The following is a 23644-nucleotide window of genomic DNA, read 5'->3' as shown; positions in this document are numbered from 1 at the left end:
ATTCTTACAAAAAACGGCGCCGCCTCGGCGCATTGTGGCACAAAACGACACTTTCAGGGAGCCAAGAACCATGACCTTGGACTGGTGGTTAACCTACCTGCTGACCACGCTTATCCTCAGCCTGTCCCCCGGCTCAGGCGCCATCAACACCATGAGCACCGGCATCAGCCACGGCTATCGCGGCACCGCCGCGTCGATCGCCGGGCTGCAGGTCGGGCTGAGCGCGCACATCGTGCTGGTAGGCATCGGCCTCGGCGCGCTGATATCGCAATCGCTGCTGGCGTTCGAGCTGCTGAAATGGCTGGGCGCCGCCTACCTGGTGTGGCTCGGCATCCAGCAATGGCGCGCCGCCGGGGCGCTGGATCTGCATGCGCTGGCGGGCAGCATGCCGCGCCGCCGTCTGTTCCGCCGCGCGGTGCTGGTCAACCTGACCAACCCGAAAAGCATCGTGTTCCTCGCCGCGCTGTTCCCGCAGTTCATCTTGCCCAATCAGCCGCAGGCCGAGCAGTATCTGGTGCTCGGCGTCACCACCGTGGTGGTGGATATTCTGGTGATGATCGGTTACGCCACCCTGGCGACGCGCATCGCCGGCTGGCTGAGAACGCCGCGCCAGATGCAGCTGCTCAACCGGCTGTTCGGCTCGCTGTTCATTCTGGTGGCGGGGCTGCTGGCGACCGCCCGCAAAGCCTGACAAAAAAGGCCGGGCATCGCTGCTCGGCCTTTGGCAGTTCATTGCCGGTCAGCGGGTAAAGATCAGGTGTAACCCGAAGCCGGTGAACAGCACGCCCGCCATCCCGTCGATCCACTTGGCCAACCGCTGATAACCGCGGCGCATCGCCGGCAGCGCAAACACCACCGCCACCAGGCTGAACCAGACGAAGGTCTCGGCGACGATCAGCAGGAACAGCCCCCAGCGCGCCCCGGCGCCGACGCTGTCGCCGACGAACAGCGAGAACACGCTGCCGAAATAGATCACCGCTTTCGGGTTGGACAGATTGGTCAGGAAACCGCGAAGAAAGCTGCGCCCGGCCTTCGGTAACGCCACCCGGGCCTCCGCCGCGGGCTGCGCTTGCTGCGCCCGCGCGGAACGCAGCAGTTGCCACCCCATCCAGCACAGGTAAATGCCGCCGCCGACCATGATGACCTGGTGTAGCCAGGCCATCTTCTGCAGGATCAGATGCAGCCCCATCAACGCCACGCCGGCCCATACCACGATGCCGAGCGAAATACCGACCACGCCCATCATCGCCTCGCGGCGCGAGCGGCTGGCGGCGGTTTGCGACACGAAAAAGAAGTCCGGCCCCGGGCTCATCAACGCAATCAGATGCACCAGCGCCACGGTGAGAAACAGCATCAGCATGATTTATCGCCCTCAGTCTTCGTCATTGTCGAGATGATCGCGGATCATCGCCATAAAGGGCGCGCCGAAACGCTCCAGTTTGCGCTGGCCGACGCCGTTGACGCTCAGTAAATCGCCGGCCTTGATCGGCATCTGTTCGGCCATTTCCAGCAGCGTGGCGTCGTTGAACACCACGTAGGGCGGAATGTTTTCTTCGTCGGCGATCGATTTGCGCAGTTTGCGCAGCTTGGCGAACAGCTTGCGATCGTAATTGCCGCCGTAGGATTTCTGGTTGGCGCTGCTGCGCGACTTCAGGCTCTGGATGCGCGGCACCGCCAGCTGCAGCGCCACTTCGCCGCGTAACACCGGGCGCGCCGCCTCGGTCAATTGCAGCGCCGAGTGCATGGCAATATTCTGGGTGATAAAGCCCAGGTGGATCAGCTGACGCAGCACGCTGGTCCAGTGTTCGGTGGTTTGATCGCGGCCGATGCCATACACCGGCAGCTTGTCGTGGCCGTATTCGCGAATGCGCTGGTTGTTGGAGCCGCGCAGCACTTCCACGATGTACCCGAGGCCGAAGCGCTGGCCAACGCGGTATACGCAGGACAGCGCCTTACGCGCGTCCTCCAGCCCGTCATAGCGCTTGGGCGGATCGAGGCAAATGTCGCAGTTGCCGCAGTTCTCGTGCTTGCCTTCGCCGAAATAGTTGAGCAGCACCAGGCGGCGGCAGGTTTGCGCCTCGGCGAACGCGCCCATGGCGTTCAGCTTGTGGCGTTCGATGTCCAACTGCTGCCCGGCGGGTTTTTCCTCCAGGCAGCGGCGCAGCCAGGCCATGTCGGCCGGATCGTACAGCAGGATGGCTTCGGCCGGCAGGCCGTCGCGCCCGGCACGGCCGGTTTCCTGGTAGTAGGATTCGATATTGCGCGGGATGTCGAAATGCGCCACGAAGCGCACGTTGGGTTTGTTGATGCCCATGCCGAAGGCGACGGTGGCCACCACCACCTGCAGATCGTCGCGCTGGAACGCTTCCTGCACCTGCGCGCGGCGATCGTTGTCCAGCCCGGCGTGGTAGGCACCGACGCTCAGCCCGCGGCTTTGCAGGCGCGCGGCGGTGTCTTCCACCTTGGCGCGGCTGTTGCAATAAATGATGCCGCTCTTGCCGCGCTGATCCTGCACGAAGCGCCACAGTTGATCGAGCGGTTTGAATTTTTCCACCAGCGTGTAGCGGATGTTCGGCCGGTCGAAGCTGCTGACCTGCACCAGCGGGTCCTGCAGCGACAGCAGGCGCACGATATCGCCACGGGTGGCTTCGTCGGCGGTGGCGGTCAGCGCGATCACCGGCATCGACGGGAAGCGCTGTTTCAGCTGACCCAGCGCGCGATATTCCGGCCGGAAGTCATGGCCCCACTGCGAAATACAGTGCGCCTCATCCACCGCCAGCATCGCCGGCGGACAGTGATCGAGCAGGTTGAGGAAGCTTTCCATCATCAGCCGTTCCGGCGCGATGTACAGCATCTTGATGGTGCCGTTGCGGCAGCCGGCCATCACGTCCAGCTGCTCCTCGCGGGTTTGCGTCGAGTTGTAGCAGGCGGCGGAAACGCCGTAGGCCAACAGTTGGTCGACCTGGTCCTTCATCAGCGAGATCAGCGGGGAAACGACCAGCGTCAGGCCGTCCATCACCAGCGCCGGGATTTGGTAACACAGCGACTTGCCGCCGCCGGTCGGCATCACCACCAGGCAATCCTGCCCGCCGATCGCGGCATTGATAATCGTTTGCTGCCCCGGACGGAATTGCTGGTAGCCAAAGGTATCGCGCAATACCTGCTCGGCCAGCAACTCTCTGTTAATCACTGCTGCGGTTGACACACACTTCCCCATTTTTTCATCGGTACACACCCACCGGGTATGATTACATAATATCGTTCAGCATGACACCAACGCGCGTGCGACTCTTTTGCCTGAACAGGCTGGAAAGCAACAAAGGTTAAGCATAAAATCAACATTCCATTAACCTGGACTGACCAGTTAGCTCCCTTAAAACGCAAAAGAAAAACGGAAACCCGCTATGTCGACCACACCACTGACCCTGGAAGCCGCCCGCCGCAAGATCGGCGAAATCTTTGTCTACCACATGCCGTTCAACCGCGAGCTAGGCCTGGAGCTGCGCCGCTTCGACGATGATTACGTCGAGCTGAGCTTCACCAACCAGCGCAAGCTGGTGGGCAACGCCGCACAGGAAATTCTGCACGGTGGCGTGATCGCCGCCGTACTTGACGTCGCCGCCGGGCTGGCGTGCGCCGGCGGCGTGCTGACGCGTATGGAGCCGCTGATCGAAGAGGAGATCGCCGCCAAGCTGTCGCGCATGGGCACCATCGATCTGCGCGTCGACTACCTGCGCCCCGGCCGCGGCGAGCACTTCGTCGCCTCCGCCAGCGTGCTGCGCAGCGGCAACAAGGTCGCCGTCGCGCGCGTAGAACTGCATAACCACGACGGCCTGCATATCGCCACCGCCACAGCCACCTATCTGGTCGGCTGATGATTGTGTGCGGTGAGCGTCTTCAGTACACTCACCGCATCTTACGTTCCCCACCCGAGTGACGTCATGGACGCAAAGCAAACGCGTCAGGGCATTTTCTTCGCCCTGGCCGCCTATTTTATGTGGGGCATCGCCCCGGCCTATTTCAAACTGATCCAGCAAGTGCCCGCCGATGAGATCCTCACCCACCGGATCATCTGGTCGTTTTTCTTCATGCTGGCGCTGATCTCGCTGGGCCGCAACTGGCCGAAAGTGCGGGCCGCCTGCCAAAATCGCAAACGGCTGCTGCTGCTGGCGGTCACCGCGCTGTTGATCGGCGGCAACTGGCTGCTGTTCATCTGGGCGGTGAACAACCACCATATGCTCGAGGCCAGCCTGGGCTATTTCATCAACCCACTGGTTAACGTGCTGTTGGGGATGCTGTTTCTCGGCGAACGCTTCCGCCGCATGCAGTGGGTGGCGGTGGCGCTGGCGTTCACCGGGGTGCTGGTGCAGCTCTGGCAGTTCGGCTCGTTGCCGATCATCGGTCTGGGGCTGGCGTTCAGCTTCGCCTTCTACGGCCTGCTGCGCAAGAAAATCGCCATCGACGCCCAGACCGGCATGCTGATTGAAACGCTGTGGCTGCTGCCGGTGGCGGCGGCCTATCTGTTCCTGTTCGCCGACAGCCCCACCAGCCACCTGAGCGCCAACCCGTGGTCGCTGAACCTGCTGTTGGTCGCCGCCGGCATCGTCACCACCGTGCCGCTGCTGTGCTTCACCGCGGCGGCCACCCGGCTGCGCCTGTCGACGCTCGGTTTCTTCCAGTATCTCGGCCCGACGCTGATGTTCCTGCTGGCGGTCACCTTCTACGGCGAAACCGTCGGCCAGGACAAACTGGTGACCTTCGGCTTTATCTGGGCGGCGCTGATCCTGTTTACCCTCGACGCGCTCTACACCCAGCGCAAGCTGCGCTGAGCCCGGCCGCGCCGGGTTACAGCCAGTTCTTGCGCTTGAAGTACAGGTAAGGGGCCAGGCCGGCCAGGATCATCAAGGTGATGGCGCCCGGGTAGCCGAACGACCATTTCAGCTCCGGCATGAATTCGAAGTTCATGCCGTAGCTGGAGGCCACCAGCGTCGGCGGCAGGAACACCACCGACACCACCGAGAAGATCTTGATGATGCGGTTCTGCTCGATGTTGATGAAGCCCATCGCCGCCTGCATCAGGAAGTTCACCTTCTGAAACAGCGATTCGTTGTGCGGCAGCAGGGATTCGATGTCGCGCAGCACTTCGCGCGCCTGCTCCAGCTGACCGGTCGGCAGACGCGCCTTGCGCACCAGGAAGTTGAGCGCGCGCTGGGTATCCATCAGACACAAACGCACCTTCCAGCCGATGTCTTCCAGCTCCGCCAGCGTCGACAGCGCGGCGTCGTATTCATCGCCCTGATGCCCTTCCATGATCACCCGGCTGAGCTGTTCCAGATCGCTGTAGATGTTCTCTATCTCGTCCGCCAACTGCTCAATCTTGGTTTCGAACAGATCCAGCAGCAGTTCGTAGGCGTTGCCTTCGAGCATGGTCTGGTTGCGGGCGCGCATGCGGTACAGGCGAAACGCCGGCAGTTCACGCTCGCGCAGGGTATACAGGCGACCGTCGCGGATGGTGAACGCCACCGTGGAGTTGCCGGCGTGATCTTCCGCATCTTCAAAGTAGAAGAAGGAGTGGATATGCAGACCGTCTTCGTCTTCGAAGAAACGGGCGGAGGCTTCGATGTCGTCCAGTTCGGGACGCGTCGCCAGGCTTTGTCCCAGCTCATTCTGCACGCGCTCACGCTCGCCCTCTTCCGGCTCGACCAGATCAACCCACAGCGATGACGTGAGATCATCCGAGTCGTCCAGCTCCAGACGGGACAAGCGGCGGTTATCTAATTTAAAAGCGCTCAGCATGTGCCAAAACTCCGTGAAGGTAACGGGTGCGGACAACGCGTTGAAGCACAGAAACAGAGGGGATGCGTATCACCGATTTGTTTCAGACCATGAAGAGATCTGACTCATAGCGACGCTTTGCGGGGTCGCCGACAACCACGAAGGCTATCAGCAGAAACGGAGAGCCTTAGAAGTTATACCTGCGGCGCAGGTCAGTGAGCCAGTATCTACTGGGTGTGTCCAAGGCGTCTGTCCTCAATGATAATAGTGCGCGCATGTTACGCCGAGAGGAAAAAGCCTGTCAACACGTTAGGCGGGATAATTGCGCAACAAATCATCACTATGATCAATGGCAAAACGGGCCTTAAACCGTGCTGAAAAAGTCGCGGCGATCGCTTACCACCACCAAGAATGTTGTTAAGATGGCATCACCCTAATGGTACGACAAGCATGCGGATTTAAATGATGAAACAGATTACCGCCCATGAACTGACCGCGATGAGCGAACAGGCTGCCAGCGTGGCTCGCCTGCGTGCGCACCGCACCTTACACGAAGAGCTGAGCGACCCGGTGCAACGCCTGGCGATCGCCATGGAGCCCGGCACCTATATCCGCCCGCACCGCCACCCGCAAACCTGGGAGCTGCTGACGCCGCTGCGCGGCCGTTTTGTCGTGTTGCAATTCAACGATGACGGCGTGGTCACGCAGCGCACCCTGCTCGGCGAAGAGACCAAAGTGCTGGAGATGCCGGCATTTACCTGGCATGCGGTGCTGTCGGTCGATGCCGGCGGCGTGGTGTTCGAAGTGAAGCAGGGCCCGTATCAGGCGCTGACCGAAGAGGACTGCATGCAATGGGCGCCGCAGGAAGGCGGTGAAGGCACCGAAGCGGTGATGCGCTGGTATGCCACCGCGCAGGTCGGCGACCGTTTCCCTCACTGATAATGAACCATTGCAGGGGCGTGCCCCTGCAACTCTCCCCTTTCTTTATACCGTTTCCAGGCGAGCGTAGGCCGCCACCAGCCACTTGATGCCCTCGCCCGGGAAGGCGATCTGCAGCCGGCTGTGCTCGCCGCTGCCCTCCAGATTGACGATGGTGCCTTCGCCAAACTTGGGATGGCGCACGCGCTGGCCCAGCTTGTAGCCGGTATCGTTCTCGCTGATCGGCGTGCCCATGCGGCGGTGATTGACCGGGCGCGATACGCTGGCGCGCAGGCGCACTTCTTCCACGCACTCTTCCGGCAGCTCGCCGATAAAGCGCGACGGCCGGTGGTAAACCTCTTTGCCATACAGACGGCGCGTTTCGGCATAGGTCAGCGTCAGCTTCTGCATGGCGCGCGTGACGCCCACATAGGCCAGGCGGCGCTCCTCCTCCAGACGGCCGCCTTCATCCAGCGACATCTGGCTCGGGAACATGCCCTCTTCCATGCCGACGATAAACACCAGCGGGAACTCCAGCCCCTTGGCGGAGTGCAGGGTCATCAGCTGCACCGCGTCCTGATAGGCGTCGGCCTGGCCTTCGCCCGCCTCCAGGGCCGCGTGCGACAGAAACGCCTGCAGCGGCATCAGATCCTGATCTTCTTCCTGATAGCTGAACTGGCGCGTCGCCGTCACCAGTTCCTCAAGGTTTTCGATGCGCGCCTGCCCCTTTTCGCCTTTCTCCTGCTCATACATGATGAACAGCCCGGAATCGCGGATCACCCGGTCGGTCTGCACGTGGAGCGGCATGTCGGCGGTTTCATGCGCCAGCGACTCCACCAGTTCGATAAAACGCTGCAGCGCCGACGCGGCGCGGCCGGCCAACACTTTGTCCTGCATCAGCTCGCGCGTCGCCTGCCACAGCGTCAGCTGGCGATCGCGCGCCGCCTGGCGCACCACGTCGAGGGTACGATCGCCGATGCCGCGCGTCGGGGTGTTGACCACGCGCTCGAAGGCCGCATCGTCGTTGCGGTTGGAAATGAGGCGCAGGTAAGCCAGCGCATCCTTGATTTCCTGGCGTTCGAAGAAGCGCTGGCCGCCGTAGATGCGGTACGGCATCGCCGTCTGCAGCAGCGCCTCTTCCAGCACGCGCGACTGAGCGTTGCTGCGGTACAGGATGGCGCAGTCGTTCAGCGCCCCGCCGTTGTCCTGCCAGGTCTTGATGCGGTTGACCACGAAGCGCGCTTCGTCGAGTTCGTTGAAGGCACAGTAAATGGAGATCGGTTCGCCTTCGCCGCCTTCGGTCCACAGGTTTTTGCCCATGCGCCCGTCGTTGTTGGCGATCAGGGTGTTGGCCGCTTTCAGGATGTTGCTAGTGGAACGGTAGTTCTGCTCCAGGCGGATGGTTTCCGCGCCGGGGAAATCTTTCAGGAAGCGCTGGATGTTCTCCACCTGCGCGCCGCGCCAGCCGTAGATCGACTGGTCATCGTCGCCGACGATCATCACGTTGCTGTTGCCGCCCGCCAGCAGACGGATCCAGGCGTACTGGATGCTGTTGGTATCCTGGAATTCATCCACCAGCACGTTGGTGAAACGTTCGCGGTAGTGGTTGAGGATATGCGGCTTGTTCAGCCACAGCTCGTGCGCGCGCAGCAGCAGCTCGGCGAAATCCACCAGCCCCGCGCGATCGCAGGCTTCCTGATAGGCCTGATAGATGCGCAGCCAGGTGGCCTCCACCGGGTTGTTGTAGGTCTCGACGTGCTGTGGGCGCAGGCCCTCGTCTTTCTTGCCGTTGATGTACCACATCGCCTGACGCGGCGGCCACTGCTTCTCGTCGACGTTCAGCGCCTTGATGATGCGCTTGAGCAGCCGCAGCTGGTCGTCGCTGTCGAGGATCTGGAAATCCTGCGGCAGGTTGGCTTCCAGGTGGTGGGCGCGCAACAGACGATGCGCCAGGCCGTGGAAGGTGCCGATCCACATGCCGCCCTGGCTGGTGCCGATCAGATGTTCGATACGGTGGCGCATTTCCGCCGCCGCCTTGTTGGTGAAGGTCACCGCCATGATCGAATACGGCGAACAGTTCTCCACCGACAGCAGCCAGGCGATGCGATGCACCAGCACCCGGGTCTTGCCGCTGCCCGCCCCGGCCAGAACCAACAGGTTGCTGCGCGGCGCCGCCACGGCTTCACGTTGTTTTTCATTCAGGCTGTCGAGCAGATCGGAGACGTCCATAGGCACCACTAATGGTTAAGGGAAAACCCGCCGGCGGCGGGTTTTTCACTGGAAATTTATACAGAGTTCTGGCAGGGATTATAACAATGCTGTCAGCGATGCCAACTGCGAAATCTCAATATGCGGCAGCAGGCGGCTGTCGGCGGCCTGCATCAGGCTGCGTTGCCGATCGTTGATCCAACAGGCCTGCAACCCAGCGCGCAGCGCGCCGGCGACGTCGGTGGTCAGATCGTCGCCCACGTGCAGGATCTGTTCCGGCGCCACGCCCAGCCGCTCGACGGCCAGGTGATACATGTCCTGGTAAGGCTTGGCGCGCCCGTCCGGCCCGGAGCGCAACACGAACTGGAAGTAGCCGTCCAGGCCACACTGCGCCGGATCGGCGTTGCCGTTGGTGATCGCCACCAGCGGGTAGCGCGCGGCCAGCGCCTTCAGCGTGGCGTGGGTCGCTTCCGGTACCTCGATGCGGCTGCGCCACAGCGCGAAGTTTTGCATCGCCGCGTCGGCCCCGATCGCCGCGTCGACATCGCGCACTCCCTGCCGGCTCAGCGCCAGATGAATGGCGCGCCAGCGCCACTGGGTGACGTCGTGGTAGATCTCCGGATCCTGTTCGCGCAGCTCCTGGCGCAGGCGGTGGAAATCCGCCGACTGGAAGCTGTTCAGACCGGGATGGTAGCTCTGCAGGAAGGCCACCGACTGTTGTTCGGTCTGTCTAATCACCGGGCGATTGTCATACAGCGTGTCGTCCAGATCGAAAGTCAGCGCCGCCAGCGGGCGCAGCGGGCGATAAAAATGCATCAGGATTTCCCCCGTTTGGCGCGCGGATGCGCGGCATCGTACACGTTCGCCAGATGTTGAAAGTCGAGGTGGGTATAAATTTGCGTGGTGGTCAGGTTGGCGTGGCCGAGCAGCTCCTGCACCGCTCGCAGATCGCCGCTGGACTCCAGCATGTGGGTAGCGAAGGAGTGGCGCAGCTTGTGCGGGTGGATATGGCTGTTGACGCCCTGTTTTACGCCCCATTCGGCGAAGCGCTTTTGCACGTTGCGCGTCGAGATGCGCCGCCCCTGATTGGACAGGAACATCGCGTCATCTTCCGGCCCGAACAGATCGCGCATCGCCAGCCAGTGTTCCAGCCAGGTGACGGCGGTGCGCCCGATCGGCAATTTGCGCTCTTTGCTGCCTTTCCCCATCACCCATACCTCGCCGGCGGCCATATCGACATGGCGGCAATCCAGCCCCACCAGTTCGGAGAGGCGCAGGCCGGCGCCGTACATCACCTCCAGCATGGCGCGGTCGCGCACCGCCAGCGGATCGTTGAGATCGATCTCCAGCAGCTGGTTCATTTCATCGACATCGATGTTTTTCGGCAGATGGCGGCCGCTGCGCGGCGTGCGGATGCCTTTGGCGGGGTTGGCGTGCAATACGCCCTGGCTGACCAGCCAGTCGAGGAAACTGCGCAACGAAGAGAGCCGCAGCGCCAGGCTGGCGGACTGCAGGCCGGCGCGTTTGCTGCGCGCCGCCAGCATCCGCACCCGGGCGGCGTCCAGCGCCGCCCAGTCGGTGATACCGATCTCCTGCGCCAGGCGCATCAGCGCCGCCAGCTGACGTGAATAGCTGAGCTGCGTCAGCGGGCTGAGTTGCCGTTCTACCTTGAGATAACGCAGAAAAGCGTCCACCGGCTGCTGCAGGCTGGGCGCAATCGGCGTCATGCGCGTTCGACCCAGCGTTCCAGCAGTTCCGGCAGCATGCGCGCCAGTTGATTGAGCATCACCGTGCCCATGCCCTGCTGATAGTGTTGCGTATCGCGGCTGCTGAAGATCACCATGCCCAGCTCGCCGTCGTCGCCCAGCATCGACAGCGCCACCGAGCCAATCTGGCCAATCTGTTTGGCCTGCGGCAACAGCAGCAGCAGTTCGGGGCCATTCAGGCCGCCGAGGTAGTGTTGTTCGCTGCCCAGCCGCTGAATGCGGAACGGCTCGAACGCCGAACGCGTCAGCGCCAGGTGGGTAAAGTCGGAAGGCGCGCCGATCTTCCAGCGTTCGGCGAACAGGCGCACCGTGGCACCGGCCAAACCGAAGCCGCGCGCCCAGCGCTGCAGCCGGTTGAGCATGTCCTGCAGGCTGTCGGCAGTGGCCAAATCGGCCTGCAGGTGCAGCAACCGGGCGAACAGCCCCTCGTTGGCGCTGGCCTGTTCCATCAACAGCGTGATCTCTTCTTCCAGCCGCTCGATGTGGTTGCGCTGGCGGGCCAGGTGCCATTCCACCAGCGAAACGGTGCCGCGCACCGGGTGAGGCACACGCATCTGCTCAACCTGGCGTGCGTTGCGAATAAAGAAATCCGGGTTCTGCAGCAGATACTGCATCACGGTGTCGTCATCCAGCGCCAGGCCGGCAACGCTCTGTTCTTCTACGCTTTTCATAGATGAATAAATCCGTCATAGACATGGGTTGCCGGGCCGGTCATAAACAGCGGGTTGCCCGGCCCTTTCCAGCGAATATGCAGACTGCCGCCCGGCAGTTCTACATGCACCTCTTCTGACAGCAATTCCTGTTGGATCCCCACCGCCACCGCCGCACAGGCGCCGCTGCCGCAGGCCTGCGTTTCGCCGGCGCCGCGCTCGTAAACGCGCAGCTTGATGTGATCGCGGCTGACCACCTGCATAAAGCCGATGTTGGCCCGTTCCGGGAAGCGCTCATGCCCTTCCAGCACCGGCCCGAGCAGCTCCACCTTGGCGGTTTTTACATCATCCACCTGCAAAACACAATGCGGGTTGCCCATCGACACCACGCCGCACAGCACGGTCTGTTCCGCCGCGCGCATGATGTAGGTCTTTTCGGCTTTGGCGGCGCGGAACGGCACCGCCTGCGGATCGAAGTTCGGCTCACCCATGTTGACGCACACCCGATCGTCGTCGGTAACGCTGAGCACCATACGCCCGGTTTGGGTGCTGACGCGGATATCGCGCTTGTTGGTCAGCCCTTTCAGCCGCACAAAGCGCGCGAAGCAGCGCGCGCCGTTGCCGCACTGCGCCACTTCGCTGCCGTCGGCGTTGAAAATTCGGTAGTGAAAATCCAGCTCGGGATCGTAAGGCGGTTCTACCACCAGCATCTGGTCAAAGCCGACGCCCAGGTGCCGATCGGCCAGCCGGCGGATCAGCTCAGGTGAAAAATAGACATTCTGTGTAACGGCATCGACCACCATAAAGTCGTTGCCCAGACCGTGCATTTTGGAGAACTGCATATCATACTCCGCTATCTGGACGCGCTATCCGTCTTGATTTTGCGGCGGCGCCCGCCACCGCAAACAGGGTGTTACTGGTCGACCATCGACGGTTTTTGCTGAGAGCCAGACTGCTCCTGCTGATTCTTTTGCACCTGTTCGCCCGTTTGCACCGGCGGCTGGGCCGTTTTTTGGCCGGCGGAGTCGGCAGGGGGGAAGTAAAGCGGGCCCTTCAGACCACAGCCGGCGAGGCCGGTCAGCAGAACTGCCATCAGCGCATAGCGTAGTTGTTTTTTCATTTGCATTAATGCCTGTAATTCATGCGTCCAAGGTCTCTATAATCGCAGGTGGATCATGAAAAGCAATAGGAATTGAATATGAACGACAGCGAGTTTCATCAGTTGGCCGACCAGCTGATGCTGAATATTGAAGAGACACTGGACGATTTTGACGGCGATGCGGACATCGACTACGAAACCAATGGCGGCGTGATGACGCTGAGCTTCGAAAACGGCACCAAAATTGTCATCAACCGCCAGGAGCCGCTGCACCAGGTGTGGCTCGCCACCAAGGCCGGCGGTTACCACTTCAACTACCGCGACGGCGTCTGGCTATGCGATCGCAGCGGGCAGCCGTTTTATCAGCTGCTCAGCGAAGCGGCCAGCGCACAGGCCGGTGAGGAACTGCATTTTTCCTGAGGCGATGCAGGGCTCGGCAACCGAGCCCTTGCGGCGTCAATGCAGCTGGAACTGCTGTTTGAGCGGCTGCGGGGCGCCATCGGCCACCGTCACGCACAGGCTGGACAGCACATTGCTGCGGAACGGGATCACCTGCGTGCGCCCGTCGAGCTGCACGATCTGATAGAACTGCGGCAGGTTGAAGTTGATGAAGCTGGAGCCGTAGGTAAAGCGATCGTGCGATGAGGAGTAGAAGCGGCTGACGTCGCGCACCAGCTCCTCTTTACTGCCCTCGCAGTGGTGATACACCTCCACCCGATTCGACTCGTCCAGAATATAGATGTTGAAGCCCTTGTCGTCCGAGGTGTCTTCGAAGAAGAACTGGATGATCCCCTCGCTGGCGAAGCCATCCACCACCGGCGGCAGATGCACCTGATCGGTTTCCACCTTGATAGACAGGCCGTGCAGCTTGTTGTTGGAGATGGCGCCGTAGAACTCCACCGCGTTCTCCAGCTTTTGCACCGACACGCTCAGGCGCTCGAAGAACAGCCCCCAGGTCTGCCCGGCGACGCGTACCGCCTTGAAGCGGCCGGGCTCCAGGCGGGTGCTGGACAGGCGCAGCTCGATGCACTCCGACACCAGCTGCTGGATGCGGGTGCGGATCAGGCCGCGCAGGTGCTGGCTGTAGCAGAACACTTCCACCGACTCCGGCGGCGCGGCGTCCTGGTGCATTTTGCCGAGAATGGTTTTCAGCGCTTCCAGCACCGACTGCTCGCCGCTGAAGTGCAGGGTGCGCACTTCGTTCCAGGAGTTGCGGTACAGCAGATCGATGCTGCCCACCAGGCACTGCTGCTGCTGGCCGAAGCTGAACACGTCCAGCTTGCGGAAATCGAAGTGCACCACCTGATTGCGGAAGGCGGCGGTCGGATCGTTTTCCAGATTGACGATGATCGCCAGATGGCGAATTTCGCACGGGCTGTACAGCGCTTTCGGCGTCGGCGCCGGCAGGCGCAGCGGGAAGTGATGAGAAACGTCGGCCACCAGCTCCTGCAGCTTGGCGGTGTCGCACAGGTTGCCGCTCTTGATGTGCAGGCGGGTCTGCGGCGTCAGCAGGCCGTTGAAATAGGCCCAGGCCACCAGCTTGTTCAGGTAGCGGTTATATTCCAGCGGCTGATGGCTGACGATCGAATCCATGGCCGGTGCCTGATTATACAGATACCAGCCGGTGCGGTTGGCGCGGCCAACCGGCACGTGAATAAAGGTTAAATCGTTTTCCGACAGGTCCGGCGAAATCTGCGGGTTCACCAGCGTCACCTTGCCGGGCAGCGCTTCGAACGCCGCATACAGTTTGCGGGTCAGCACGCCGATATCCTGCGGGCTGGCGCTGACGCTGAGGTTATTGCGGCGGGCGAAACGGATCAGGTTGCGGTAGCTCTGCATCATCGCGTCGAGCAGTTCGTTATGCGCTTCGCGCACCCGCTCGATCTTCCAGTTGGCGCGGTTGTCCAGCATCGCCAGACGCTCTTCGCTCCAGCCCCACTCGCTGACCAACTGGCTGAGGATCTCGCGCCGCCAGCCGACGCAGGCCTTGGCCAGCGACAGCTTTTCACAGACTTTCAGGTAGAAACAGCGGCGGGCCAGATCGAGACGGGTGGTGTCGTTGATGTCGGTCAGGTAGCGAGTGACACGCTCGAGCATCATGCAGTAGGCGTCGAGCCCGAAGCTGACGATCTCGCCCTGATGCAGGCGGTGTTTGATGTCCGTCGCCAGCAGTTGGGTATTGGGGTATTCCCAGGAATAGGCTTCCAGCAGCAGGGTCTTCAGCACCGCCTTGTAAGGCGAATCGATGCTCTTGTACAGCTGCCACAGGCTGGCGCCGAAGTACTCTTCCGCCGACAGCGAGCTCAGGCCGCCGAGATCCAGCCACTCGTTCGGCGTCAGCGCGCCCTGCGCGTACAGCGACAGCACGTATTCATCGTAGTGCGCTTCTTCTTCGCCCGGCACCATGTTCCACAGGATGCGTTTGCCGGCCAGGCGCACCGCGGTGCGGTAGAATTCGTCGAGTAACAGGATGTGCTGCGTCGAGCCGCAGTCTTCGCCGCCCAGGCTGCCGCTTTCATTATGGCGGAAGCGGTTTTCGTCGATCAGGAAGAAGCTGACTTCCACCCCCATTGAGGCGGCCCACTTCTCAAGCAGGCTGCATTTTTGCTGCAGGCGGGTGCGTTCTTCGTTGTCCAGCCAGGACTGGTGGCAGACCCAGATGTCGAGATCCGAGCTGCAGCTTTGGCCGATAGACGAGGTGCTGCCCATCGAATAGACGCCGGTGATCGGCAGCTCGCCGCTGGCCGGCTTGTCAAACGGGCTGCCCCATTTGTCTTCTAAATCGTTCAGATAATCTTGTTGAGTTTCATCAGGCGTGTAGAGGCAAATGCCGTGGGGAACGTTACCGTTCAGGTAACCCGGCATCAGCGGGTGGTGGTGGTGCAGTAAGGTGGGCAGCAGACTGTATACCCGTTGAAACGCGGGCTTCATAGCCGCCAGGGCGCGATCGACGCGTAGCTGATTGATCGCATCCAGTCTCTGCTTCAATGTCTCGATGTAGAGGTACAAGACGTCTCGCCTGATTATCCCGGTGTTTAGAAAAAAACCCGTATTCCATAAGCGCCGTTAGTGTAAGAAGAATATTTGGCGACTTATTGCTGGAAACGTGATCAATTTAACACCTTGCTGATTGACCGTAAAGGAGGTAACGCTTCACAATTATTGTAGCGCTTCCCTAAACGATTTACCCGCAGTGTTAACTGCCCCAAAGCACATCACACGTCCCTTTGATTCCGTTGTCCTTTTTCCGCCTCCGGCTTCTTGCACTGACAGTATTGGCTCTCAGTGGTAGGATGGATGGCGAAATATAAAAACGGTAACAAGCATGTTAGACAAAATTATTCGAATTGCCACCCGACAAAGCCCGCTTGCACTTTGGCAAGCACATTATGTGCAGCAACGTCTGATGGCCTGCCATCCCGGCCTGCAGGTCGAGTTGGTGCCGATGGTGACGCGCGGCGACGTTATTCTGGATACGCCGCTGGCGAAAGTCGGCGGTAAAGGCCTGTTTGTTAAAGAACTCGAGCTGGCGCTGCTGGAAGGCCGCGCCGACATCGCCGTGCACTCGATGAAAGACGTGCCGGTCGATTTCCCTGCCGGCCTGGGTTTGACCACCATTTGCGAACGCGAAGATCCGCGCGACGCTTTTGTTTCCAACCGTTTCGCCTCGCTCGATCAGCTGCCGCAGGGCAGCGTGGTCGGCACTTCCAGCCTGCGCCGCCAGTGCCAGCTGCGTGAACGCCGCCCGGATCTGATCGTGCGCGACCTGCGCGGCAACGTTGGCACTCGCCTGGCCAAGCTGGACAACGGCGACTACGACGCGATTATTCTGGCGGTGGCCGGCCTGAAACGCCTGGGGCTGGAGCAACGCATCCGCAGCCCGCTGAGCGCCGAAGAGTGCCTGCCGGCCGTTGGCCAGGGCGCGGTCGGCATTGAATGCCGCCTCGACGACAGCGCCACCCGCGCGCTGCTGTTGCCGCTAAACCATGCGGCCACCGAAACCCGCGTACGCGCCGAGCGGGCGATGAACACCCGTCTGGAAGGCGGCTGCCAGGTGCCGATCGGCAGCTATGCCGAACTGGATGGCGACAGCCTGTGGCTGCGCGCCCTGGTCGGTGCGCCGGACGGCAGCCGGATGGTGCGCGGCGAGCGCCGCGGCCCGGCCACCGAGGCCGAACGGATGGGCGTTGAGCTGGCGGAAGAGCTGCTGGCGCGCGGCGCGCGCGAGATCCTGCGCGAGGTTTATCAGGGAAATCCGCCGGCATGACGATCCTGGTAACCCGCCCATCGCCTTCGGGCGAGCAGTTAGTGAGCCGGCTGCGCGCACTCGGCCGGGTTGCCTATCATGCACCGCTGATCGACTTCGCTCCCGGTGGCGATCTGCCGCAGCTGCCGCAGGCGTTGCAGCAGCTGAACCCCGGCGATCTGGTGTTCGTGCTGTCGCAGCATTCGGTGAACTATGCCGATTCGGTCATCGGCCGCGCCGGGCTGAGCTGGCCCGCGCACCTGGCCTATTACGCCATCGGCCGCACCACCGGGCTGGCGCTGCACCGCATCAGCAGTTTGCCGGTGGAATACCCGCGCGAACGCGAGATCAGCGAAACGCTGCTGCTGCTGCCGGCGCTGCAAAAGCTGGCGGGCAAACGCGCGCTGATTTTGCGCGGCAACGGCGGCCGCGAGCTGCTGGGCACCACGCTAAGCGAGCGCGGCGCCGACGTCAGCTATTATGAATGCTATCAACGCAGCCCGGTGCACTACGACGGCAGCGAGCAAAGCGCCCACTGGCAGCGCGCCGGTGTGGATACGCTGGTGGTGACCAGCGGTGAAATGTTACAACAGCTCTATACTTTAGTTCCTGATTACTATCGTTCTTCATGGCTGCTGCGTTGCCGCCTGGTAGTAGTGAGCGAACGCCTGGCTACCCTCGCCCGGGACTTGGGCTGGCGTACGATTCGGGTAGCTGACAACGCCGATAATGACGCGCTGATCCGCGCGCTACAATAATCTGACTATGGGATGTGCCACTATGACGGAACAAAATACCCCATCCGCCCCGGTTGAAGAGCCAACCACCGCGGTTGAGAGCTCCCAGCAGCCAGCCGCTGCCAGCCGCCAAGGAAAGAACACCGGCCCGGTGCTCGGCGCGATCGCTATCGTGCTGGTCATCGCCCTCGGTGCGGGCGGCTATTACCACACGCACAAGCAGGCGCAACAGCTGATCGCCGCCAATCAGGCGCTGCAGCAGCAGCTGGAAGGCGTGAAACAGAGCCAGCAGCAGGAAAGAAATGCGCTGGAAGGCCTGTTGCAGCAGCAGGGTAAAAGCCTGGACGCCGCCGATCGCGAGCAGGCGAATTTGGCGCGCCAACTGAGCGAACTGCAGGAAAAAGTGGCGACCATCTCCGGCAGCGACGCCAAAACCTGGCTGCTGGCGCAGGCTGATTTCCTGGTGAAAATGGCCGGCCGCAAGCTGTGGAGCGATCAGGACGTGACCAGCGCCGCCGCGCTGCTGAAAAGCGCCGACGCCAGCCTGGCGGACATGAACGATCCGAGCCTGCTCGACGTGCGCCGCGCCATTACCGAAGACATCAGCACGCTTGCTACGCTGACCCAGGTCGATTACGACGGTATCATCCTCAAGGTCAATCAGCTGTCCAATCAGGTGGATAACCTGCGTCTGGCGGATAACGACACCGACGAAGCGCCGATGGATCAAAACAGCAGCGAACTCTCCAGCTCGATCGGCGAGTGGCGGCAGAACCTGGCCAAGAGCTGGCGCAATTTCATGGCCGACTTCATCACCGTCCGCCGCCGCGACACCAGCGCCGAGCCGCTGCTGGCACCGAACCAGGACATCTACCTGCGCGAAAACATCCGTTCGCGCCTGCTGGTGGCCGCACAGGCCATCCCACGCCACCAGAACGAGACCTACAAGCAATCGCTGGAAACCGTCTCTACCTGGGTGCGCGCCTATTTCGACACCACCGATCCGGCGACCAAGGCTTTCCTGGAAGAGCTGGACAGCCTGAGCCAACAGTCGATCACGATGGACGTGCCGGATCAGCTGAAAAGCCAGCCGCTGCTGGAAAAAGTGATGCAGACCCGGGTACGCAACCTGATGACCCAGTCCCCTGCCGCTCACCAGGAGGGTTAAGCCATGTTACGCGTGCTATTTCTGTTCCTGGTGGTGATCGCCAGCGTGGTGCTCGGGCCGATGTTGGCCGGGCATCAGGGCTATGTGCTGATCCAGACCGACAACTACAATATTGAAACCAGCGTCACCGGCCTGGTGATCATGCTGGTGCTGCTGTTCGTGGTGCTGCTGGCGATCGAGTGGATCCTGCGCCGTCTCTTCCGTACCGGCGCCCGCACGCGCGGTTGGTTTATCGGCCGCAAGCGCTCCCGCGCGCGCCAGCAAACCAAAGCCGCACTGATCAAGCTGGCGGAAGGCGACTACAAGCAGGTTGAAAAGCTGATGACGCGCAACGCCGATCACGCCGAACAGCCGGTCGTGAACTACCTGCTGGCCGCCGAGGCCGCACAGCAACGCGGCGACGACTTCCGCACCAATCAGTATCTGGAGCGCGCCGCCGAGGCGGCCGACACCGATCAGCTGCCGGTGGATATCACCCGGGTTCGTATCCAGCTGGCGCAGGGCGAGAACCACGCCGCACGCCACGGCGTCGATCGCCTGCTGAACCAGGCGCCGCGTCATCCGGAAGTGCTGCGCCTGGCGGAACAGGCCTATCTGCGCACCGGCGCCTATGCGTCGCTGCTGGAAGTGCTGCCATCGATGCGTAAAATCGAACTCCACAGCGAAGAGCAGCTGCAGGCGTTGCAGCAACAGGCTTATATCGGGCTGATGAATCAGGCGATGGCGGACGAAGGCAGCGAAGGCCTGAAGCGCTGGTGGAAAGATCAGAGCCGCAAGACGCGTCACGAAGTGCCGCTGCAAATCGCCATGGTGGAGCACCTGATCGAATGCAACGACCACGAACTGGCGCAGGAGATTGTGCTCGACAGCCTGAAGCGCCAATACGACGAGCGCCTGGTGCTGTTGCTGCCGCGGCTGAAGTCCGGCAACCCCGAGCAGCTGGAAAGAGCGCTGCGTCAGCAGATGAAACAGCACGGCGCGACGCCGCTGTTGAACAGCACGCTGGGGCAGTTGCTGATGAAGCACGGCGAGTGGCAGCAGGCGGCCGACGCCTTGCGCGAAGCGCTGAAACAGCGCCCGGACGCCTACGACTACGCCTGGTTGGCCGATACGCTGGAGAAACTGCATCGTTCGGATGAAGCGGCGCAGATGCGGCGTGAGGGGCTGATGTTGACGCTGAAACAGAACGGCGGCGAATAACGCCCTGCCCGAGAGAGAAAAGCGCGGCCCCGATGCCGCGCTTTTTTTTTGCCCAATGGTGTTCTGCGGCGCAAAAAAAAACACTTGCCGCAGGGCAAGTGTATAAAGAAGCAATCAGGTCTAGGACAACAGGGGCGGTGCCTCACTCAACGTTCTGCCCTGAGCGTGATGACGGGTTAGTCATCGTTCTCGTGGGCGATAGGCACCCTAAATCGGCTCTGCGTCATTCCCAGGGTTTATGAAGCCTAAGGCGAACATAAGAAATGGAATGAGCATCTACGCAATAGATAATGCACTTGGCATGCCAACTCTTATATTGAGGCCATTCTTCTTAGAAGATGGCATTCAACACATTGAAATATATTTATTTTTTATTTCACCCTGCCTTTCCTGCCCTATGCCACTCCCTGGCATTCCTTGCCTGCGGCCGGTATGAGGATGTCGCCTTGAAACGACGGCTTAAACCAAAGCTATTTTTTTATTTTAAAATCAATGAATTATTTGTCTCAACCTGACGACAGCGCCGGATGCCGTTGTCGCTGAAAACCGACAGGCTGCAGGCAGGCACAAGGTGCCAATCCCCAGAGACGCAAAAAGCCCGCGCAGTGCTGCACGGGCTTGTCGATGTTCATCTCGCTGTGCGAGGCTCGAACCTCCTGCGGAGGTGCTCATCCTCATAAACTGCAGGCGTAAAAAAACCGACTTGCGTCGGTTTCTTTGAATGTGGTCGGCGAGAGAGGATTCGAACCTCCGACCCACTGGTCCCAAACCAGTTGCGCTACCAAGCTGCGCTACTCGCCGATTTGTGTTGCTCATACTACCCGATTTATCAGACTGCTGTCCATATAAATCTTATATTTATCAGTTATTTTGCGTGGTGCGAAGAGAGGGACTTGAACCCTCACGTCCGTAAGAACACTAACACCTGAAGCTAGCGCGTCTACCAATTCCGCCACCTTCGCACTGTCACAAAATACTGCTAAATCTTCACTTCGTTAGGAAGTGGGGTGGCTAATGGGACTCGAACCCACGACAACTGGAATCACAATCCAGGGCTCTACCAACTGAGCTATAGCCACCATTACTGCTACTTCTTACTCACGCGGTAATATTACCACCGCAGCTCCTGCGCACAAACTTAATGGCGCGCCCGACAGGATTCGAACCTGAGACCTCTGCCTCCGGAGGGCAGCGCTCTATCCAGCTGAGCTACGGGCGCGTAGCGCCGTTGCGGGAGGGGATACTACGGATTTACGCCAATCCTGTCTAGTGCTTTTTCGCAGAAATGTCGCGTTTGATTACGCTTTGCTCACTCCCGCGCACAAAAGCGCACTCCGTAGCCCCTTTTCACCGTTTATTGGCGCGTTTCTACCCGATTTTCAGCCGGATGATGTTTTTTGTGCATGCCGAAAGCGAAGTAGCACAGGCTGACGCCGGCCAAGAAAATCGCCCCGACCAGCAGGGAAATCCGCGTATCCGGGTTGATTCCCATGCCGACCAGCACGCAAATCAGAAAAGCGATGGTCAGATAGTTCACATACGGGAACATGATCGACTTAAAGCTGTGATTTTTGATCGCTTCCTTATGGGCGCGGCGGAAATAGAGTTGGCTTATCAGCACCACGAACCACGGCACCATGCCCGGCAGCACGCTGGCGCTGTAGACATAGACGAACACCTGTTCCGGATTCGGGATGATGTAGTTCAGCGCGGAACCCACCAACAGGCAGCCGATGGTGACGGCGATGCAGTTCACCGGCACGCCGCTGGCGGAAAGCTTGGTCAGCGCCGCCGGCAGCTGGCGGTTCTTGGCCAGGGCGTACAGCATGCGGCCGCCGCTGTACATGCCGCTGTTGCAGCCGGAGAGCGCGGCGGTCAACACCACGAAGTTGATGATGCCGGCGGCGGCAACGATGCCGATCTTGGCGAAGGTCAGCACAAACGGGCTGCCGGTGGTGCCGATGCCGTTCCACGGGAAGATGGTGACGATGACGAAGATCGCGCCGACATAGAAGATCAGGATGCGCCACAGGATATTGTTGATCGCGCGTTTCAGCGTTACCTGCGGGTTCTTGGCTTCCCCGGCGGTGATGCCCACCAGCTCCACCCCCTGATAGGACGCCACCACGATGCACAGCGCGAACAGGAAGCCTTTCCAACCGCCGGCAAAGAAGCCGCCGTGCGCCGTCAGATTGGCGAAACCGATAGGTTCACCGCCATTGCCGAAGCCGAAGAAGATCACCCCCAGCCCCACCAGAATCATCACGATGATGGTGGTCACCTTGATCATGGCGAACCAGAACTCCAGTTCACCGTACAGGCGCACCGCCGCCAGGTTGGCCAGCGCCACCATCGCCACGGCGATCAGCGCCGGCACCCACTGCGGTATTTCCGGGAACCAGAACTGCACATACACCCCGATGGCGGTGATCTCCGAAATGCCGACGGCAATCCACATAAACCAGTAGCCCCAGGCGGTCAGGTAACCGAAATAGGGATTCATGTACTTATGGGCGTAAACGGCAAACGACCCAGCAACCGGCTCGAGGAACAGCATTTCCCCCATCGAACGCATAATGAAGAACACGAACAGCCCGGCGATGATGTAAGCCAGCAGCACCGACGGCCCCGCCCACTTCAGCGTACTGGCCGAGCCCATAAACAGGCCCACGCCGATGGTGCCCCCCAGAGCGATAAGCTCGATGTGCCGGGCCTCAAGGCCCCGGTGTAGCCCTTGCGGTTTCTCTTTGTGTGCCATAAGTCCTCAATAATTTTTCTCGGGTTGTGTTTGCCTGCCGGCCGCTGCCGGTCGTTATTGTCATTATTAAAAGAATAAATCATCCCCTGCCGATCGGGTTGGCATCAACGGGTAGTCGGAGCGAAGTTACCGTGAGAAGAACGTCGTTCAGCGCTGTCGCATCAGGCTTCAGCGGCCAGGGATAATTTCCGGGCGGTATCGTTTCGCATTTCGCCGCTATAAGCAAACCGCAATTTAAAACTTTATGGAATAAATGCAGCGACGTTTAGGGCCGGGGGTTATAGATATGCGGGATAAATGCGCAAAAGCAGATTATTGGTACAGCAAACCGGAGCGGAACGGCACTTTCCGCCCCGGATGGGGGGTTACATTTTGCCGCTGTAGTAATAACCGACAAACTTCAACAGCTTCAACTGCCGACCGATGCGGCTGGGCTGGCTGAGCAGGCGGTAGAGCCATTCCAGACCGAGGTTCTGCCACACTTTGGGCGCCCGCTTCACATGGCCGGTAAACACGTCGTAGGTGCCCCCCACGCCCATATACAGCGCCTGCGGATGCACCTTGCGGCAGTCGCGCATCAGAATCTCCTGCTTCGGCGATCCCATCGCCACCGTCACGATAGCGGCGCCGCTGGCGCGAATGCGCTCGAACAGAACGTCTCGCTGATCCGGTTTGAAATAGCCGTCCTGGCTGCCCACCAGGTTGACGTTCCACTGGCTGCGCAGCTTCTGCTCGGTTTGCGCCAAGACCTCCGGCTTGCCACCGACCAGGAAGACCGGCGTGCCTTCACGGCCGGCGCGCTGCATCAAGGCTTCCCACAAATCGGCGCCCGCAACGCGCGACACCTCCGCCGCCGGGTATTTGCGGCGAATCGAACGCACCATGCTGATGCCGTCGGCGTACTTGAACTCCGCCTCATCCAGCAACGCATGCAGCGCCGGGTCCTCTTCCGCCTTCAGGATCTTTTCCGCGTTCATGGCTACCAACGTGCCCTGTTTTACCCGGCCGCCGTCGAACAAAAAGTCCATGCAGTGCGCCATATCGCGAAAGCCCCACAGGCTGAAACCGCGCAGCTCATACTGCGGCACCGAAATCTTTGCTTCCATCGTTCTCATTACC

The 23644-nt window shown here is 60.9% G+C and carries 21 protein-coding genes and 4 tRNA genes; 9 read left to right on the top strand and 16 right to left on the bottom strand.

Annotated features, from left to right (window positions below; all coding sequences use genetic code 11):
* Positions 1-70 precede the first annotated feature (70 nt).
* Complete coding sequence (rhtB, locus tag M6G53_RS12605) at positions 71-691, top strand: homoserine/homoserine lactone efflux protein (protein ID WP_253331869.1); 621 nt, start codon at positions 71-73, stop codon at positions 689-691.
* A 48-nt stretch (positions 692-739) separates the two neighbouring features.
* On the opposite strand, the gene rhtC is transcribed toward rhtB, so the two are convergent.
* Positions 740-1360 (bottom strand): threonine export protein RhtC, encoded by a 621-nt coding sequence (gene rhtC / locus M6G53_RS12600; protein WP_253331867.1) that lies wholly within the window; start codon positions 1358-1360, stop codon positions 740-742.
* 12 nt (positions 1361-1372) lie between these two features.
* Entirely contained in the window at positions 1373-3205 is a 1833-nt protein-coding gene (gene recQ / locus M6G53_RS12595) for an ATP-dependent DNA helicase RecQ (RefSeq protein WP_253331866.1), read from the bottom strand.
* A gap of 199 nt (positions 3206-3404) precedes the next feature.
* Between recQ and M6G53_RS12590 the strand changes: the two genes are divergently transcribed.
* Together M6G53_RS12590 and rarD are read left to right on the top strand one after the other, a co-directional pair.
* Positions 3405-3875 (top strand): thioesterase family protein, encoded by a 471-nt coding sequence (locus tag M6G53_RS12590; protein WP_033636656.1) that lies wholly within the window; start codon positions 3405-3407, stop codon positions 3873-3875.
* A gap of 66 nt (positions 3876-3941) precedes the next feature.
* Positions 3942-4829, top strand: a complete 888-nt coding sequence (gene rarD, locus M6G53_RS12585; RefSeq protein WP_253331865.1) for an EamA family transporter RarD — start codon at positions 3942-3944, stop codon at positions 4827-4829.
* Between the two features lie 16 nt (positions 4830-4845).
* On the opposite strand, the gene corA is transcribed toward rarD, so the two are convergent.
* Entirely contained in the window at positions 4846-5796 is a 951-nt protein-coding gene (gene corA, locus M6G53_RS12580; protein ID WP_004934262.1) for a magnesium/cobalt transporter CorA, read from the bottom strand.
* 444 nt (positions 5797-6240) lie between these two features.
* Between corA and M6G53_RS12575 the strand changes: the two genes are divergently transcribed.
* Positions 6241-6714, top strand: a complete 474-nt coding sequence (locus tag M6G53_RS12575) for a WbuC family cupin fold metalloprotein (protein ID WP_148875362.1) — start codon at positions 6241-6243, stop codon at positions 6712-6714.
* 45 nt (positions 6715-6759) lie between these two features.
* On the opposite strand, the gene uvrD is transcribed toward M6G53_RS12575, so the two are convergent.
* From uvrD to lptM, 6 genes are all read right to left on the bottom strand, one after another.
* Positions 6760-8922, bottom strand: coding sequence for a DNA helicase II (gene uvrD / locus M6G53_RS12570; RefSeq protein WP_038874108.1), 2163 nt, complete (start codon positions 8920-8922; stop codon positions 6760-6762).
* 78 nt (positions 8923-9000) lie between these two features.
* Positions 9001-9717 (bottom strand): 5-amino-6-(5-phospho-D-ribitylamino)uracil phosphatase YigB, encoded by a 717-nt coding sequence (yigB, locus tag M6G53_RS12565; protein WP_253331864.1) that lies wholly within the window; start codon positions 9715-9717, stop codon positions 9001-9003.
* Entirely contained in the window at positions 9717-10628 is a 912-nt protein-coding gene (xerC, locus tag M6G53_RS12560) for a tyrosine recombinase XerC (RefSeq protein WP_253331863.1), read from the bottom strand. The genes yigB and xerC overlap by 1 nt, the downstream gene beginning before the upstream one ends.
* Positions 10625-11338 (bottom strand): DUF484 domain-containing protein, encoded by a 714-nt coding sequence (locus tag M6G53_RS12555; protein ID WP_038874100.1) that lies wholly within the window; start codon positions 11336-11338, stop codon positions 10625-10627. The genes xerC and M6G53_RS12555 overlap by 4 nt, the downstream gene beginning before the upstream one ends.
* Positions 11335-12159, bottom strand: coding sequence for a diaminopimelate epimerase (dapF, locus tag M6G53_RS12550; protein ID WP_253331861.1), 825 nt, complete (start codon positions 12157-12159; stop codon positions 11335-11337). The genes M6G53_RS12555 and dapF overlap by 4 nt, the downstream gene beginning before the upstream one ends.
* A gap of 71 nt (positions 12160-12230) precedes the next feature.
* Entirely contained in the window at positions 12231-12437 is a 207-nt protein-coding gene (gene lptM / locus M6G53_RS12545) for an LPS translocon maturation chaperone LptM (protein WP_301286201.1), read from the bottom strand.
* Positions 12438-12515: 78 nt separating this feature from the next.
* On the opposite strand from lptM, the gene cyaY reads away from it, so the two are divergent.
* The gene (gene cyaY / locus M6G53_RS12540; RefSeq protein WP_004934237.1) at positions 12516-12836 is read left to right on the top strand and encodes an iron donor protein CyaY; all 321 of its coding nucleotides are present in this window, start codon (positions 12516-12518) and stop codon (positions 12834-12836) included.
* A gap of 36 nt (positions 12837-12872) precedes the next feature.
* On the opposite strand, the gene M6G53_RS12535 is transcribed toward cyaY, so the two are convergent.
* Positions 12873-15425 carry a class I adenylate cyclase gene (locus M6G53_RS12535; RefSeq protein ID WP_253331857.1) on the bottom strand — a complete coding sequence of 851 codons (2553 nt, stop codon included), beginning with the start codon at positions 15423-15425 and terminating at the stop codon, positions 12873-12875.
* A 316-nt stretch (positions 15426-15741) separates the two neighbouring features.
* Here M6G53_RS12535 and hemC point away from each other — a divergent pair, with 316 nt between their 5' ends.
* From hemC to hemY, 4 genes are read left to right on the top strand one after another with little or no spacing between them, the layout of a single operon-like run.
* Positions 15742-16683, top strand: coding sequence for a hydroxymethylbilane synthase (hemC, locus tag M6G53_RS12530; RefSeq protein WP_253331855.1), 942 nt, complete (start codon positions 15742-15744; stop codon positions 16681-16683).
* On the top strand, positions 16680-17420 hold the full coding sequence (gene hemD, locus M6G53_RS12525) for a uroporphyrinogen-III synthase (protein WP_253331853.1): 741 nt from the start codon (positions 16680-16682) through the stop codon (positions 17418-17420). Before hemC ends, hemD begins: the two co-directional genes overlap by 4 nt.
* A 22-nt stretch (positions 17421-17442) precedes the next feature.
* Complete coding sequence (gene hemX / locus M6G53_RS12520; RefSeq protein ID WP_253331851.1) at positions 17443-18567, top strand: uroporphyrinogen-III C-methyltransferase; 1125 nt, start codon at positions 17443-17445, stop codon at positions 18565-18567.
* A 3-nt stretch (positions 18568-18570) separates the two neighbouring features.
* Complete coding sequence (gene hemY, locus M6G53_RS12515) at positions 18571-19767, top strand: protoheme IX biogenesis protein HemY (RefSeq protein WP_253331849.1); 1197 nt, start codon at positions 18571-18573, stop codon at positions 19765-19767.
* A gap of 724 nt (positions 19768-20491) precedes the next feature.
* On the opposite strand, the gene M6G53_RS12510 is transcribed toward hemY, so the two are convergent.
* The 6 genes from M6G53_RS12510 to wecG all read right to left on the bottom strand — a co-directional run bounded on the left by M6G53_RS12510 (position 20492) and on the right by wecG (position 23631).
* A tRNA-Pro gene (locus M6G53_RS12510) sits at positions 20492-20568 on the bottom strand.
* Positions 20569-20642: 74 nt separating this feature from the next.
* Positions 20643-20729, bottom strand: a tRNA-Leu gene (locus M6G53_RS12505).
* A 41-nt stretch (positions 20730-20770) separates the two neighbouring features.
* A tRNA-His gene (locus M6G53_RS12500) sits at positions 20771-20846 on the bottom strand.
* A gap of 63 nt (positions 20847-20909) precedes the next feature.
* Positions 20910-20986: transfer RNA gene (locus M6G53_RS12495), tRNA-Arg, on the bottom strand.
* Between the two features lie 135 nt (positions 20987-21121).
* A complete protein-coding gene (gene thrP / locus M6G53_RS12490; protein WP_038874078.1) occupies positions 21122-22525 on the bottom strand; it encodes a bifunctional threonine/serine APC transporter ThrP in 1404 nt (467 codons plus the stop codon).
* Positions 22526-22890: 365 nt separating this feature from the next.
* Positions 22891-23631, bottom strand: coding sequence for a lipopolysaccharide N-acetylmannosaminouronosyltransferase (wecG, locus tag M6G53_RS12485; RefSeq protein ID WP_253331847.1), 741 nt, complete (start codon positions 23629-23631; stop codon positions 22891-22893).
* Positions 23632-23644: the final 13 nt, after the last annotated feature.

Origin of the sequence: Serratia nevei (assembly GCF_024160145.1) — a bacterium.
Classification (GTDB): Bacteria; Pseudomonadota; Gammaproteobacteria; order Enterobacterales; family Enterobacteriaceae; genus Serratia; species Serratia nevei_A.
Note: the sequence above shows the minus strand (reverse complement) of the source record. Positions and strands in the feature narration are given on the sequence as shown.

Excerpts from the sequence above, each read along its gene's own strand:
- rhtB (WP_253331869.1), top strand. The coding sequence starts at position 71 with ATGACCTTGGACTGGTGGTTAACCTACCTGCTGACCACGCTTATCCTC.
- rhtC (WP_253331867.1), bottom strand. The coding sequence starts at position 1,360 with ATGCTGATGCTGTTTCTCACCGTGGCGCTGGTGCATCTGATTGCGTTG.
- M6G53_RS12590 (WP_033636656.1), top strand. The coding sequence starts at position 3,405 with ATGTCGACCACACCACTGACCCTGGAAGCCGCCCGCCGCAAGATCGGC.
- rarD (WP_253331865.1), top strand. The coding sequence starts at position 3,942 with ATGGACGCAAAGCAAACGCGTCAGGGCATTTTCTTCGCCCTGGCCGCC.
- corA (WP_004934262.1), bottom strand. The coding sequence starts at position 5,796 with ATGCTGAGCGCTTTTAAATTAGATAACCGCCGCTTGTCCCGTCTGGAG.
- M6G53_RS12575 (WP_148875362.1), top strand. The coding sequence starts at position 6,241 with ATGAAACAGATTACCGCCCATGAACTGACCGCGATGAGCGAACAGGCT.
- uvrD (WP_038874108.1), bottom strand. The coding sequence starts at position 8,922 with ATGGACGTCTCCGATCTGCTCGACAGCCTGAATGAAAAACAACGTGAA.
- yigB (WP_253331864.1), bottom strand. The coding sequence starts at position 9,717 with ATGCATTTTTATCGCCCGCTGCGCCCGCTGGCGGCGCTGACTTTCGAT.
- xerC (WP_253331863.1), bottom strand. The coding sequence starts at position 10,628 with ATGACGCCGATTGCGCCCAGCCTGCAGCAGCCGGTGGACGCTTTTCTG.
- M6G53_RS12555 (WP_038874100.1), bottom strand. The coding sequence starts at position 11,338 with ATGAAAAGCGTAGAAGAACAGAGCGTTGCCGGCCTGGCGCTGGATGAC.
- dapF (WP_253331861.1), bottom strand. The coding sequence starts at position 12,159 with ATGCAGTTCTCCAAAATGCACGGTCTGGGCAACGACTTTATGGTGGTC.
- lptM (WP_301286201.1), bottom strand. The coding sequence starts at position 12,437 with ATGAAAAAACAACTACGCTATGCGCTGATGGCAGTTCTGCTGACCGGC.
- cyaY (WP_004934237.1), top strand. The coding sequence starts at position 12,516 with ATGAACGACAGCGAGTTTCATCAGTTGGCCGACCAGCTGATGCTGAAT.
- hemC (WP_253331855.1), top strand. The coding sequence starts at position 15,742 with ATGTTAGACAAAATTATTCGAATTGCCACCCGACAAAGCCCGCTTGCA.
- hemD (WP_253331853.1), top strand. The coding sequence starts at position 16,680 with ATGACGATCCTGGTAACCCGCCCATCGCCTTCGGGCGAGCAGTTAGTG.
- hemX (WP_253331851.1), top strand. The coding sequence starts at position 17,443 with ATGACGGAACAAAATACCCCATCCGCCCCGGTTGAAGAGCCAACCACC.
- hemY (WP_253331849.1), top strand. The coding sequence starts at position 18,571 with ATGTTACGCGTGCTATTTCTGTTCCTGGTGGTGATCGCCAGCGTGGTG.
- thrP (WP_038874078.1), bottom strand. The coding sequence starts at position 22,525 with ATGGCACACAAAGAGAAACCGCAAGGGCTACACCGGGGCCTTGAGGCC.
- wecG (WP_253331847.1), bottom strand. The coding sequence starts at position 23,631 with ATGGAAGCAAAGATTTCGGTGCCGCAGTATGAGCTGCGCGGTTTCAGC.